Source organism: Rhodococcus sp. NPDC019050, from assembly GCF_055664235.1.
The window spans coordinates 148334-161982 of sequence record NZ_JBVOON010000001.1 but is presented as its reverse complement, the minus strand read 5'-3'; the positions used below and the strand labels follow the sequence as shown (position 1 = coordinate 161982).

Below are 13649 nucleotides of genomic sequence, written 5' to 3'. Positions count from 1 at the left end.
GGGCGGTGTACTTTTCGCGGTTGTGGCCACTCGTACGCAACGCCTCGACGACCTGCCGTTCACCGGCAAGCACGGCCGTCTCCTCGTGGGTTCCGGCACCGGCTGGGCGCTCGACGCGATGGACGTCGGCCTGATCTCCTTCGTCATGGCCGCACTCGCCGTGCAATGGGACCTGACGTCTACACAGTTGTCGTGGATCGGATCGATCGGTTTCGCCGGGATGGCGATCGGTGCGTCCGTGGGTGGACTGCTCGCCGACCGGATCGGCCGACGTCAGGTCTTCGCGACGACCCTGCTCGTGTACGGACTCGCCACCGGCGCGGCGGCCCTGTCGACCTCGGTGGCGATGCTCATCGTCCTGCGATTCGTCGTGGGGTTGGGGCTCGGCGCCGAACTTCCTGTGGCGTCGACACTCGTCAGCGAGTTCGCTCCCCGCAAGATCCGCGGCCGGGTGGTGGTCGCGCTCGAGGCCTTCTGGGCCGTCGGCTGGATTCTCGCCGCGCTGATCGGTTACTTCGTGGTGCCGCTGAATGACGACGGGTGGCGCTGGGCCCTCGCCGTCGGACTCGTGCCGGCCGCATACGCACTCGTGGTGCGATTCGGAATGCCGGAATCGGTGCGGTTCCTCGAGAGCAAGGGCCGCTACGCCGAGGCGGAAGCGATCGTCCGCGACTACGAGTTGTCGGCTGCCCGTAGCACCTCCGGTCCGCCCCCACAGGTGGCGGAAGCAACGGAAGAACCAGGGGAGGACGAACTCGCTGCCCCTCCGGAAACGGATCACAGGGTCTCGATCTGGGCGCCGGCACTTCGCGCCCGCACCGCTGCACTGTGGATCGTCTGGTTCGGCATCAACCTGTCCTACTACGGTGCGTTCATCTGGTTGCCCAGTCTGCTCGTGGCGCAGGGATTCGACCTGGTCACGTCGTTCGGCTACACGTTGATCATCACGCTCGCCCAGTTGCCCGGATACGCCGTGGCCGCGTGGCTGATCGAAGTGTGGGGTCGGCGCGCGACGCTCGCGGTCTTTCTCGCCGGGTCGGCGGTGGCGGCGGGACTCTTCGGCCTGGCGGAGACGCCCACGACAATCGTGGCTGCCGGGATGGCGCTGTCGTTCTTCAACCTGGGCGCCTGGGGCGCGCTGTATGCGATCGGTCCCGAGTTGTATCCGACCGCGCTCCGCGGATCCGGCACCGGCGCGGCAGCGTCCTTCGGGCGACTGGCGTCGATCGCTGCACCGCTGCTCGTGCCGTTCCTCCTCGACTCCGGCGGCAACGCACTGGTGTTCGGGGTGTTCGCGGCGTCCTTCGTCGTCGCGGCATGTGCGGCGATCACGCTCCCCGAGAAGGCCGGAACTGTGCTCGAGTGAAGTCGGGCGGCACGTGCCCGGTCCGTCTGCCCTGAGCGGACAGGCGGCCGTGACGGTGCTCGACCCGTCCAGGGTGGAGCCATGACTCCCACATCGTTGGCATCCAGCCAGTTGAACTATCGCGAACAGTTGGCCGACAGACTCTTTCGGCAACGCATCCTGCAGATCACCGGCGAGGTGAACGACGAGACGGCCGAGCGTGTCTGCTCGGAACTGGTGCTTCTCGCTTCGGCGGACGACCGCCGGGACATCGTCCTGCACATCAACTCACCCGGCGGGTCCGTGCTCGCCGGCCTCGCGATCTACGACACGATGGTGCTGGTGCCCAACGACGTGGCCACCGTCGCTGTCGGATTCGCCGCGAGCATGGGACAGATTCTCCTGGCGGCAGGAACCAAGGGCAAACGAATTGCGCTGGCGCACAGTCGCATCATGATGCACCAGCCGTCGGCCGGTTTTGCGGGCACCGCCGTCGACATCGCGATCCAGGCCGAGAACCTCGAATACATGAAGCGGCAGTCGCAGCAGATTCTCGCCGAGGCCACCGGCCGGTCCATGGAGGAGATCGCACGCGACAGCGACCGCGACCGCTGGTTCACCCCCGACCAGGCACGCGACTACGGCATGATCGACGAGGTCGCCGGGTCGTTCGCCGAACTCGCGCCGTTCGGTGCGGGCCGACCGATCGGACTGTCATGAGCACCTACACGATCCCCAACGTCATCGAACGCACCCCGGCGGGGGAACGATCGTTCGACGTCTTCAGCAGGCTCCTCAACGAGCGAATAATCTTCCTGGGAACAGAGATCGACGACGGTGTCGCGAACGTGGTGATGGCGCAGATGCTGCACCTCGAAGCGGAGACGCCCGATCTCGAGATCGGCCTGTACATTAATTCCCCGGGCGGATCGTCGACCGCGATGCTCGCGATCTACGACACCATGCAATTCGTGCGGGCCGGTGTCGCCACGTATTGCATGGGTCAGGCAGCGTCGGCGGCCGCGGTGCTTCTGGCGGCCGGCGCGCCGGGACGACGACACGTGCTGGCCCACTCACGGGTGCTGTTGCACCAGCCGTCGGCGCAGGGGCAGGGCACCATCTCCGACCTCGCGTTGCAAGCCGCGGAGGTGATGCGCGTGCGGGCTCAGACCGAGGACATTCTCTCCGCGCACACGGGTCGTGACGTGGAACAACTGCGTCGGGACACCGACCGTGACCGCATCTTCTCGCCCGACGAGGCCGTCGCGTACGGGCTCGCCGACCACGTCCTTCTCAACCGGGACGGCTACTGACTCACGCCGCACACAGTTCGACGCCGCCGCTCCGGGACGTCCGGAGCGTGCGGTGTGCGGTCATCCGGCGGATTCCTCTGCCGAGCAATTGCTCCATCGGCAGGTCGAGTGCATCGCACACGGACCGCAGCATCTCCGAGGAGGCTTCCTTGCGGCCGCGCTCGACCTCCGACAGATACTGCTTCGACATTCCGACGGCACGGGCGACATCGTCGAGGCTGCGGTCCTGGTCGCGGCGCTCGTCGCGCAGGATCTCGCCGTAGACCTGCCGGAGCAGGCGCGGTTGCGGCCCGGCAGCGCGCGGCTCCGGTTGCCGGGAAGCGCGCGTCGCGCGGGCCGCGGCCAGATCGACGACAGAGTCCTGTTTCGGATCCATGGCGTCATTGTGCCGCCAGGACGTGCCGGCGCGCGCCGGTTCAGCTGACGACGAACGCTCCTCGCCCGGTCGCCTCGTCCGGGCGTCGAGCCGCCGTTTCCACGGTGAGATTGTCCTTACCTGCGCGAAACATGAGGACTCGAGCCCGAAAACTTCGCACCCCACGATGTATCCGGCAGCGTATACAGCCCCGCATACGAACTTGGGAGCGAGCTCATGGCCTCACCGCACCCCGTAGACACGAGACTGCCGATCTTCCGGCAACTTGCCTTCGGCATCCAGCACGTCCTCATCATGTACACCGGATGCATCACCGTCCCGCTCGTGTTCGGCGCTGCGGTCGGCCTCGACCAAGACACCATCGCGATGCTCATCAGCGCCGATCTGCTCATTGCCGGCCTGATCACCATCGTGCAGAGCTTGGGCGTCGGGAAACTCGCCGGTGTGCGGTTGCCGATCCTGTGCGGCGCGACCTTCGCGGGTCTGACCCCGATGATCCTGATCGCGAAGGAATACGGACTGCAGGCGGTCTACGGTTCCATGCTCGTCGGTGGCATCATCGGCCTCGCGCTGGCCTGGCCGTTCGCCACGATCATCCGGTTCTTTCCCCCGCTCGTCACCGGTGCGGTGCTCACCGTCGTCGGTATCTCACTGATCGGTGTCGCCGGCGGCCTGATCGTCGGCAGCGACCCCTCGTCTCCGTCCTACGGCTCACCCGCCGGCATCCTGCTCGCCGTCCTGGTCATAGCCGTTGCCATCGGATTCCTCTGCCTCGGGCGGGGCATCTGGGCGCAACTCGGTGTGCTGATCGCACTCTTCGTCGGTACTGCTGCCGCCGTCCCGCTGGGCATGATCGACCTCAGCGGTGTCGCCGGTTCGTCGTGGGTGGGTCTGCCGTCGCCGTTCCACTTCGGAGCGCCCGAGTTCCCGATCACCGCAGTGGTGGCCATGAGCATCGTCATGGCCGTCGTCTTCGCGGAATCCACCGCGAGCATGCTCGCGGTCAGCGAGATCACCGGCAAGCGAGTGTCGAAGGGCGACATCGCGCGCGGCCTCGCCGGCGACGGTGCATCGGCCGTACTCGGTGGCATCTTCAACGCGTTCGTCGACACCGTCTTCACCCAGAACGTCGGGGCCGTTGCCACCACGCGGGTCTACAGTCGCTACGTCACCGCGACGTCCGGAGCGATCCTGGTGGTGCTCGGAGCACTCCCGAAGGTGAGTGCCGTGGTCGCGGGACTGCCGAAGCCCGTGGTCGGCGGTGTGGGCCTGATCCTGTTCGCGACGGTCGCGCTCGTCGGCATCAACACGTTGCGGTCGGTGGACCTGTCGGACCGCATCAACTCCACCATCGCGGCCGTCGCAGTCGGTGTGGGTCTGCTGCCCGAACTCTCCGAAGGACTGTTCGCCAAGTTCCCGTCGTCGGCGCAGATCCTTCTCGGCAGCGGAATCACGTTGGCCGCCATCACCGCTTTCTCGCTGAACCTGCTCTTCAACCACACTCGGCTCGGGACCATGGCGCGCGCCTCGTCCCGGCCCGGCACTCCGGCCCCCGATACCTCGGTCGACCTTCCATCCCCCGTAGGAGTTGTACGTGAGCCCGCAAGCGTCTGAACCGTTCGACGTTCCCGCCGTCGACATCGGCCCGTATGTACGCGGCGGCAGCGCAGACGAACGTGCCGCGGTGGCCCGAGCCGTCGACGACGCATGCTCGCGGGTCGGTTTCATCCAGATCCTCGGGCACGGCATTCCGGATGCGGTCATCGCCGGACTCACCTCCGCCGTCGACGGCTTCTTCGGCCTGCCGATGGAGGTGAAGCGGGAGTATCGCGTCGTGGGCGCGAACCGCGGCTACAGTCCGCCGAAGAGCGAATCCCTCAGTCTGAGTCTCGGTGTCGAGTCCGCGAGTCGCATGAACGACTTCTTCGAGGCCTACAACGTGGGAACCGAGGCCCGGTCCTTCCCGGATCTGGATCTGTCCGAAGACGACTACGGACTCAACCTCTGGCCCGACGTGCCCGGCTTCGAAGACCGGGTGCAGGCGTACTACGCCGAGGCCGGCCGGGTCGCCCGCACCCTCACGCGCATCTTCGCCGACGCGCTCGGCCAATCACCGGACTTCTTCGCCGACCTGACCGATCACTCGATCGACGTGCTGCGGATGAACAACTACGCCCTGCCCGAAGGCACCGTGAACCTCGACGGCGACCTCACGGGCATGGGGGAGCACACCGACTTCGGGATCGTCACCGTGCTGTGGGCCGATCGGGTTGCGGGTTTGCAGGTGCTGGGCAGCGACGGCATCTGGCACGACGTGTCCCCGTCGCCGGGAGCGCTGCTCGTCAATCTCGGCGACCTCACCGCCCGCATCACCGACGATCACTGGATGTCCACGTTGCATCGGGTCAAGCCTCCCGTCGTGGACGGTCGCATTCAGCGTCGTCGTTCGGTGGCCTACTTCCACGACGGCAACGTCGACGCGGTCGTCTCCACCTTGCCGGAGTACGCGGGTCCCGATCCGTACGAACCCGTCGTCGTGCGGGACCACATCAAGGCGAAGCTTGCCGGCTCCCGGCACGGCACGAAGAACACCGCGGCAGAGCGGGAAGCGGCGCGGGTGCTCGCCGCAGCGGGGGAGAACCGATCGTGAGCCATGTCGTCCTCGTTCACGGGGCGTGGGCGGGTAGCTGGGTCTGGGACACGGTGACGGAACCACTGACCGCGGCAGGGCATGCACCGCACGCGTTGTCGCTGCCCGGGGTGGGCCGGTGGGCCGACCGCGATGTCACGCTCGACGACGTTGCCGGACACGTCGCCGAGTACGTGGCCGGACTCGAAGGCACCGTGTTCGTCGTCGGGCACTCCGGTGGTGGCATCGTGGCGACACAGGTCGCGGAGATGATGCCCGACCGTGTCGCCGGAGTCGCGTACGTGGCGGGAATGATGCTGCCGTCCGGCGTCGACTTCGGGCAGTTGTGCGACGGTCTGGGACTCGAACCGCCGGTGGGGATTTCGAAGTGGTTGCAGGTCACTGCCGACGGTCGCGGAACCGTGGTGCCGCCCGAAGCTGCTGCGGCGGTCTTCTTCCACGAGGCCGACGCCGTCGATGCGATAGAGGCGGCGCGCAGACTGCGTCCGCAACTCGAGACTGCGCGGCTCATGGCGCCCATCTGGACGGCGGATCGATTCGGATCGCTGCCGAGGCTGTACATCGAGGCGCTACGCGACCGTTCGGTCTCACTCGCCGCGCAGAGGGAGATGCAGCGGCTCGTTCCGGGAGCGACGGTCGTGAGCCTGGACACCGACCATGCCCCCCAGTTGTCCGCGCGCACCGAGCTTGCGCGGGCACTCGTGGAGTGGTGTTCGGCCGTGCTACCTGCAGCAACCGTGTCAGTGGGGTCGCGGTAGGACGGCACTGCCCGGTTTCAGTTGCCGGGGTCGCTCGTGGAGACCGCGCGCCGTCTGGAAAGCGGAGCCGCCCTCGAGGCGGCGCCCCTCGCGACCGCCGTGCTCGTTACGCTCCTGGTAGCGGGTGCACTTGCCTGTGTCCTGTCGTCGAACCATGCCCGGAGGAACCGATGATCGACGGAACCGATACCCGAACGCAGATCATGAGGGCGTTCGCCGACCAACTCGCCGCGACCGGTTACTCCGGCATCTCGCTCGTGGGGGTGGCCGGCGACGTCGGGATCCGCAAACCCTCGATCTACCACCACTTTCCCGGCGGGAAGGAAGACCTCTACCGGGCAGTGGCGCAAGAGTTCATCGAAGGTCTCCACGTGCACATCCTGGAGGCGCTCGGAAGCGACGGACCGCTGGACGATCGCCTGACCGCGCTCGCCGTTGTCTCCTCCGAGCACCACCGGTCCACGATCACGTTCGAGCAACGGATCTACGACGCCCTCGACCAGGTGGGCGAGACGACCCGCGAGGAGATTTCCGGACTCTATGTCCGCAAAGTCCTCGACCCGGTGGTCGCCCTGTTTGCCGACGCCGTCGACAGGAACGAACTCACCGGGGAACCCGAGTTCTTGATGAACGCCTTCCTTCACCTCGCACGCGCGACGGAGTCCGGCGGATCTGCCGTTGCACGCCGGATCACGGAGTTGTTCCTGAACGGCGCACGGCCACGCCCCGACGTGGGTTAGCTAGAACGCGGTGCCCCAGGCGGCACCGAGTCGTGCGCGGAGCGCGGCCTTGTCGTCGTCCGGTAGCCAGCAGGCGTCGACGGAGCCGATCGCGATGTCGCACAACTGTTCCGGAGTCACCAGTCCTTCTTCGACGACCGTGACGTACTCGTCGCTGATATCGCGGCCCAGCATCGCGGGGTCGTCGCTGTTGACGGTGACGTGCAGCCCGGCCTCGAGCATGCGCGGGAGGGAGTGGTCACGCACCGACGGGTAGACCTGGGATATCAGGACGTCCGAACTGGGGCACAGCGTGAACACGATCCCGCGATCGGCTGCTTCTGCGGCCAGCGCAGGATCCTCGACGACGAGTGGACCGTGGTCGATCCGTTCGCAGCCGAGCACGCGGATCGCGTCGGCGACGCTCTGTACCCCGAACTCGCCGGCGTGGTAGGTCCGGCGAAGCCCGCGTCGGCCGGCCTCCGCGAACACGGGGGCCAACGCGGCGTCGTCGACGCCGGCTTCGATGCCGTCACCCCCGATCCCGACGAGGAACCCGTCGGGATCGGGCAGTGAGGTCAGAAGGTCGAGTTCCAGCAGCGCGAGGTGGGGACCGAGAAACTTGGTGCAGTCCATGATCATTCGGACGCCGATCCCGGTCTCTGCGATTCCGTCTCGCAGCCCCGCGGTGATCCCGTCCCACAGGTGCGCGGCGGGCACACCTCGGGAGAGATGCACGTGCGGAGTGAAGAACATCTCGGTGTAGACGATGCCTGTGGCGGCTGCGTCGAGCACCGATTCGTACGCGACGCGGTGGAAGTCCGCGGGGGAGACGATCGTGCTGCACACCGTGTCGTACACGTCGAGGAAGTGCCGCAGGTCGCGGTACGTGTAGAGCGTGCGCATGTCGTCCACGGGCAGGGGCGTGCCGTTGGCTGCGGCGAGTGCGTGCACCGTGTCGGGGCGGACGGTGCCCTCGAGGTGGCGGTGCAGTTCGATCTTGGGCAGCGCCCGCACTGCCTCGAGGGTCACCGTCATCGGGTTACGCTCCGCCCTTGTATTCGACCTCGAACTCGCCGGACTTGATCTTCTCCCGGTACTCCTCGAAGAGCGCCATCGCCTCGGGGGAGATCTTGTCGGCGAACGCAGGGTTCACCGCGACGTCGACGCCGCCCTCCGCGAAGTCCACGTCGTAGTACTTGGCGGGATCGATGTTGCCCGACTCGACGTCTGCCACCATCGCGCGGAGGACCTCGTCGAGATTCCACACGATCGAGGACACGACGTTCTCGGGAGCGAGCGGCGTCTGGTCCATCGCGTAACCGGCGACACCCACGCCGCGCTGCTTGGCACCTTCGATCGTGGCCGCGTCCACGCCGCACGTGGTGAACTGATCGGCGCCCTGGTCGACGAGCGCGTTGACAGCCTCGAGGGTCTGGGCCGCAGCGTCGGACCATCCGCCGATGTAGGACGGCCGGAGCTGGATTTCGCCCGGTCCCTTGTAGCTCAGGCGAGCACCGTCGGCGAACGACTCGATCTGCGCCTTGCACACCGGGATCTCGAAACCGGCTGTGCCGGCCAGAATTCCGGACTTCGTCAGGTCACCGGCGAGAATGCCCGACAGGAAGGAGCCCTCGTAGAACGGCTGGCTGTAGTCGGCGAGGTTGGCAGTGATGTCACCGAACCCGCCGGCGTAGGCGAACAACACGTCCGGATAGTCCGCGATGACACCCTTGATCGGCTCGCCGTAGTTGAACGAGTGTCCCACGACGAGGTCGTGGCCGTCCTCGGCGAGGTCGGTCACGATCTGCGCGATCTGCTCGGAGGTCGCGCCCGAATCCTGCTGCACCACGGTCAGATCGATGAGTCCCTCGGCTTCGAGTTTCTCGGCGCCTTCCACCATGCCCTGGTTCCACCCGAGGTCGTTGACCGGGCCTGAGGTGATGATGGCGGCTTTGACGACGCCATCGGACGACGACGATGCTCCGGACTCCGAACTCGACGAGCATCCGGAAACGGCGACTCCGGCCGCGGCGATCACCGCAACAGCGGTACCCAGTTTCTTCACGTGATTCTCCTAGGGGGAAGGAAGGCTCGTTGTTACGAGCCCTGACTCGGGGGAGTTGTTCGGCTGGGACAGGAACTATTTGGCGGGGACGAAGGGAACGCCGAGTGCCTTGGGGGCGTTGTTGCGGGCGAAACCCACGGTGGTCACGACAACGGCGACGAGGGTGACCGCGTACGGCATCGCCTGGAAGAGTTCGTACGGCACCGAGGTCGCTTGACCACCGGACGCTGCTTGCACGCGCAACTGGAAGGCATCGACGAGACCGAACATGAAGCCGCCGGCGATGGCGCCGAGCGGGTTCCACCTGGCCAGGATCACCACACCGAGGGCGATCCAGCCTCGGCCGCCGGTGATGCCGTCCTGGAAGAAGCCGAGTCCGTCGATCACGAGGGCACCGGCCATGCCCGCTGTTGCGCCGGAGATCAGCAAAGTGATCCAGCGGGTGCGGGGAACCGAGACGCCGACCGAATCGGCAGCCTCGGGACTCTCTCCCGCCGCGCGCACGGAGAGTCCGAACGCGGTGCGCGAGAGCACCCACCACAGTGCCACCACCAGCAGCAGTGCCGCGTAGACGAGGGGCGACTGGGAGAAGACGATCTGGCCGATCGCGGGAATGTCCGAGAGCACGGGCAGGTCGACGGGCGTGCTGCCCTGGATGCGCGGGGGTGTGCCGGTCATCCCGAAGACCTGGAGGTAGAGGAACGACGCGAGTCCGGTCCCGAGGATGACCACCGAGATGCCGGTGATGATCTGGTCGACTGCCATCGTGATCGTCAGGTAGCCGACGATCGCAGCGGTCAGGAGGCCGGCGACAGCGCCGGTGACGGCCCCGAGCAAGGGGTTTCCGGTGTAGTAGACGGTGACGAATGCCGTGATGGCACCGACCATCATCTGGCCTTCGATACCCAGGTTCATGAGGCCGGAACGTTCGGCCAGGCAGGCTCCCGCAGCAGCGAGGATGATGGGCACCGCGAGGCGCAGCGCGGCCGTGAGCAGGGGGACGAGCGCTCCGGCGCCCAGGACGTCGGACCAGTTCATCGGGCACGCTCCACGATTCGATTGGCAAGCAGCACCGTCAGGATCATCACGGCCTGCACGACGGTGCCGATCGAGGCCGGGATCTCCTGGGTGCGCTGCACGGCCTGGCTGCCGAGCGTCAAGCCCGAGACCAGGGCCGCCGCAAGGACGATGCCGAACGGGTTCCGCCGTCCGAGCAGGGCCACCACGATCGCGGTGAAACCGATGCCCGAGGAGACGGCGAGCGACAGGCGGAACTCGCTGCCGAGCAACATGATCGCTCCGGCGATACCACCGAGCGCGCCGCTGATCAGCGCCGAGGTGACGATGGTCCGGGCAACCGAGATACCGTTCGCCGCAGCGACACTGGGGCTCTCGCCGACGATCTGGGAGGAGAACCCGAACCGGGTGGAGCGCATCATCCACCAGACCAGCGGAACCGCTGCGACAGCCACGAACACACCGATGTGGATGCGTGTGCCGGGGATGGTCGCCAGTGCCGCCCAGTCCGGGATGCGTTCGGACTCGGGAGTGAAGCCGTTGGGGTTGGCGAGAGGTTTGCGGACAGTCCAGGCCAGAGCATAGAAGACGAGGTAGTTGAGCATGAGCGAGGAGATGATCTCGTTCACGCCCAGTCGCGCCTTCAGGACGCCGGCGATACCGCCGACGCAGGCGCCGGCAACGGCGGCGGTCACGGCGACGACGGGGATCGCCACCCAGGAGGTGCCGAGCGGAAGGCTCAGAACCACTGCGGCAGCGGTGATGGCTCCCACGTCGTAATGGCCCTGGGCGCCGATCGTGATGAACCCGGTGCGGTAGGCGATCGCGTAGCCGAGGCCTATGAGCACCAGCGGTGTCATGCCGGTGAGCAAGCGTCCGAGTTGGGTGTCGCCGCCGAGTGCGGCGTTCAGCATCGTGGCGTAGGCCTCACCGGGGTTGCCGCCGGCGAGAACGATGAGCACCGCACCGACGGCGAGTCCCACGGCCACTGCCAGGAAGGGGATCCCCACCGTGGTCAGGAGGCTGCGCAGTCGCGAGCGCGTCGCCGGGTCGGGGGTCGGTGCCACCGCGGGCGGACTCAGCATGTCGGCGCTCATGCGGCCACCTCCTGGAATCCGCCCATCGCGGAACCGAGGGCCTCCCGATCGAACGGGCCCTCGTCGAATTCCGCGACGATGCGCCCGCGATACAGGACGACGACACGGTCGGCGAGGCTGCAGATCTCGTCGAGGTCCGAGGAGATCAGCAGGATCGCGGCCCCGCGCGCCCGGTGTTCGACGAGGGTGTCCCACACGAACTCGGTGGCCCCGACATCGAGACCTCGGGTGGGCTGGGCGACGACCAGTACGTCCGGAGCACCGTCGAGAACCCGGCCGAGCACCACACGCTGGGCGTGACCGCCGGACAGCGTGCCTGCGAGCGTACGTGGGCTCGAGGCCTTCACCGAGAGCGCTGCGATGATGCGCTCGGCGCGGTCACGGATAGCGTTGCGGGACAGTCGTCCCCCGCGGCGCGCGAGGGGAGGGGTGGTGTAACTGTCGACCGCGAGATTCGTGTCGATGCCGAGTGATTTCACCAGACCCCGGGTGTAGCGGTCGGAGGGAACGATGCCGACCCCGGCGTCGCGGAGGGAGCGTGGACTCGAGATGTCGACCTCCCGGTCGGCGATGCGCACCGCACCGGATGCATCGGCAGCGAGGCCGGAGAGCACATCCTCGAGCGAGGACTGTCCGTTGCCCTCCACGCCGGCCACGGCGACGAGCTGCCCCGCCCCGACCCGCAGGGTCACCTCGTCCAGCTTTCCGGGGACGGAGACCCCGACGAGTTCGAGCATGCGTCCTCCGGACGGTTCCGTGGCGGCGCGCCGGATGCCGAGACCGACGTCGCGCCCGACCATGTCGCGGGCGAGTTCGGCGGTGGTGACCTCTGCGACCGGCTTCTCGGCGACGAGCCTTCCTCCACGGAGCACACCCACCCGGTCGGCCGCTTCGAGCACTTCTTCGAGGTGATGCGTGATGAGCACGATTCCGACACCCCGCTCGACCGCCAGATCCCGAATCTGCGCCAGCAGTGAATGCACCTCCGCTGGAGCGAGATTCGCGGTCGGTTCGTCGAGCAGCAGATAGCGGGCGCCGAGGTGCAGTGCGCGCAGGATTTCGACGCGCTGTTGCTCACCCACCGACAACGTGTCGACGCGTGCCGCCGGGTTGCAGGCAAGTCCGGTTTCGGCTGCCAGCGCCGAGATTTCGTCGCACGTGCGGCGCAGCCGCCCCCGGCCGACGATTCCCCGCGAGCGCCCCAGCAGGAAGTTCTCGGCAACCGTCATCGACGGTACGAGCATGAAATGCTGGTGCACCATCGCAATCCGGTCGCTGCCCCCGGCGTCGAGTGTGAGGTCGTCGACTTTGATGGTGCCCGCATCCGGAGGCAACAAGCCGGTGAGGATCCGCATCAGAGTGGACTTGCCGGCACCGTTCTCGCCGAGGAGTGCGTAGACCTCACCGGGCCGAATGTGAAGTGAGACGTCGCGAAGGACGATGTTGTCTCCGAACGACCGCGCAATGCCGTCCATCACCACGCCGTCGGTGAGGCCGGGCTGTTCGGCCTCCGGTGCGGTGGTGATGCGGGATGGAGAAGCTGGTGTCACCATTCGGTGTGACCTTCCGAGTAATTCGCTATTTGTTAAGGCGAGACGATCCAGGGTCCGGGTTGAGGGACCATGTCCGATCCGTGACGTTTGTGTTTCGGGGTCGGGGAAGCGGTTTCGTGGGGTGCGGAATCGGGGAGAAGGAGTGATGTGACGCCGGAAGAACACGATCGGGTTGCCCGCGTCGGACGTGCTGTTCGTGTCGCCCGCAGGGAGGCCGGACTCAGCGCTCGGACGCTGGCGACCCGCGCCGGGATCAGCCAGGCGTTCCTGAGTCAGGTCGAGCGGGGCCTCAACGTGCCGTCGCTCGCGTCCCTGTACAAGATCGCCGACGCGCTGGAGTGCTCTCCGTCGTATTTTCTCGACGCTCCACCGGACGGGGAGGTGCTGGTGGTGCGGGCGGAGCGTCGAAGTGCCCGGCCGGTGACCGGATCGCCCGGTGCGCCGATCATGTGGATGGCGCAGGGAAACGGCACGATCCCCGAGGTGTACCAGTACGTCATCGGACCCGGCGACGACATCGGCGGCTGGTTTCGCCGCGCGGACGACCTCGCCCTCGTGTTGGTGAGCGGTTCCCTCGCGGTGCAGGTGCGTGGCCGCGATCCGGTGGTTCTCGACGCGGGCGACTGCCTGTTCGCCGCGGCCGGCACCGAGATGCAGTGGGAACACCGGGGAGTCGACGACGTGCGGGTCGTGTTGTGTGTGGGGACGCCGGGAGTGCCCCCCGTAACACGGTCCTCACCAGCGTGAGACGAA

Annotated in this window: 14 protein-coding genes; 8 read left to right on the top strand and 6 right to left on the bottom strand. The window is 67.1% G+C overall.

The window, feature by feature from the left end:
- The first annotated feature begins 22 nt into the window (after positions 1 to 22).
- From AC0B44_RS00765 to AC0B44_RS00755, 3 genes are all read left to right on the top strand, one after another.
- A complete protein-coding gene (locus AC0B44_RS00765) occupies positions 23 to 1366 on the top strand; it encodes an MFS transporter (protein ID WP_471901021.1) in 1344 nt (447 codons plus the stop codon).
- Between the two features lie 96 nt (positions 1367 to 1462).
- On the top strand, positions 1463 to 2065 hold the full coding sequence (locus AC0B44_RS00760; protein WP_471901357.1) for a ClpP family protease: 603 nt from the start codon (positions 1463 to 1465) through the stop codon (positions 2063 to 2065).
- The gene (locus tag AC0B44_RS00755; protein WP_471901020.1) at positions 2062 to 2658 is read left to right on the top strand and encodes an ATP-dependent Clp protease proteolytic subunit; all 597 of its coding nucleotides are present in this window, start codon (positions 2062 to 2064) and stop codon (positions 2656 to 2658) included. Before AC0B44_RS00760 ends, AC0B44_RS00755 begins: the two co-directional genes overlap by 4 nt.
- Position 2659: 1 nt before the next feature.
- Here the strand turns inward: AC0B44_RS00755 and AC0B44_RS00750 are convergent, their stop codons facing one another.
- Positions 2660 to 3034 (bottom strand): helix-turn-helix domain-containing protein, encoded by a 375-nt coding sequence (locus AC0B44_RS00750; RefSeq protein ID WP_471901019.1) that lies wholly within the window; start codon positions 3032 to 3034, stop codon positions 2660 to 2662.
- Positions 3035 to 3250: 216 nt separating this feature from the next.
- On the opposite strand from AC0B44_RS00750, the gene AC0B44_RS00745 reads away from it, so the two are divergent.
- The 4 genes from AC0B44_RS00745 to AC0B44_RS00730 all read left to right on the top strand — a co-directional run bounded on the left by AC0B44_RS00745 (position 3251) and on the right by AC0B44_RS00730 (position 7182).
- On the top strand, positions 3251 to 4648 hold the full coding sequence (locus tag AC0B44_RS00745) for a uracil-xanthine permease family protein (RefSeq protein ID WP_471901018.1): 1398 nt from the start codon (positions 3251 to 3253) through the stop codon (positions 4646 to 4648).
- On the top strand, positions 4629 to 5684 hold the full coding sequence (locus AC0B44_RS00740) for an isopenicillin N synthase family dioxygenase (protein ID WP_471901017.1): 1056 nt from the start codon (positions 4629 to 4631) through the stop codon (positions 5682 to 5684). The genes AC0B44_RS00745 and AC0B44_RS00740 overlap by 20 nt, the downstream gene beginning before the upstream one ends.
- The gene (locus AC0B44_RS00735) at positions 5681 to 6442 is read left to right on the top strand and encodes an alpha/beta fold hydrolase (RefSeq protein ID WP_471901016.1); all 762 of its coding nucleotides are present in this window, start codon (positions 5681 to 5683) and stop codon (positions 6440 to 6442) included. Before AC0B44_RS00740 ends, AC0B44_RS00735 begins: the two co-directional genes overlap by 4 nt.
- 170 nt (positions 6443 to 6612) lie before the next feature.
- Positions 6613 to 7182: a TetR/AcrR family transcriptional regulator gene (locus tag AC0B44_RS00730; RefSeq protein WP_471901015.1), complete on the top strand. Its 570-nt coding sequence runs from the start codon at positions 6613 to 6615 to the stop codon at positions 7180 to 7182.
- Here the strand turns inward: AC0B44_RS00730 and add are convergent, their stop codons facing one another.
- The 5 genes from add to AC0B44_RS00705 all read right to left on the bottom strand — a co-directional run bounded on the left by add (position 7183) and on the right by AC0B44_RS00705 (position 12896).
- Positions 7183 to 8199 (bottom strand): adenosine deaminase, encoded by a 1017-nt coding sequence (gene add / locus AC0B44_RS00725; protein WP_378527293.1) that lies wholly within the window; start codon positions 8197 to 8199, stop codon positions 7183 to 7185. It abuts the gene before it with no gap.
- Between the two features lie 4 nt (positions 8200 to 8203).
- On the bottom strand, positions 8204 to 9229 hold the full coding sequence (locus tag AC0B44_RS00720) for a BMP family protein (protein WP_296551742.1): 1026 nt from the start codon (positions 9227 to 9229) through the stop codon (positions 8204 to 8206).
- 75 nt (positions 9230 to 9304) lie between these two features.
- Positions 9305 to 10267, bottom strand: coding sequence for an ABC transporter permease (locus tag AC0B44_RS00715; protein WP_471901014.1), 963 nt, complete (start codon positions 10265 to 10267; stop codon positions 9305 to 9307).
- Complete coding sequence (locus AC0B44_RS00710; protein WP_471901013.1) at positions 10264 to 11343, bottom strand: ABC transporter permease; 1080 nt, start codon at positions 11341 to 11343, stop codon at positions 10264 to 10266. The genes AC0B44_RS00715 and AC0B44_RS00710 overlap by 4 nt, the downstream gene beginning before the upstream one ends.
- Positions 11340 to 12896 (bottom strand): ABC transporter ATP-binding protein, encoded by a 1557-nt coding sequence (locus AC0B44_RS00705; RefSeq protein ID WP_471901012.1) that lies wholly within the window; start codon positions 12894 to 12896, stop codon positions 11340 to 11342. The genes AC0B44_RS00710 and AC0B44_RS00705 overlap by 4 nt, the downstream gene beginning before the upstream one ends.
- Before the next feature lie 147 nt (positions 12897 to 13043).
- Between AC0B44_RS00705 and AC0B44_RS00700 the strand changes: the two genes are divergently transcribed.
- Positions 13044 to 13643 (top strand): helix-turn-helix domain-containing protein, encoded by a 600-nt coding sequence (locus tag AC0B44_RS00700; RefSeq protein ID WP_471901011.1) that lies wholly within the window; start codon positions 13044 to 13046, stop codon positions 13641 to 13643.
- Positions 13644 to 13649 lie beyond the last annotated feature (6 nt).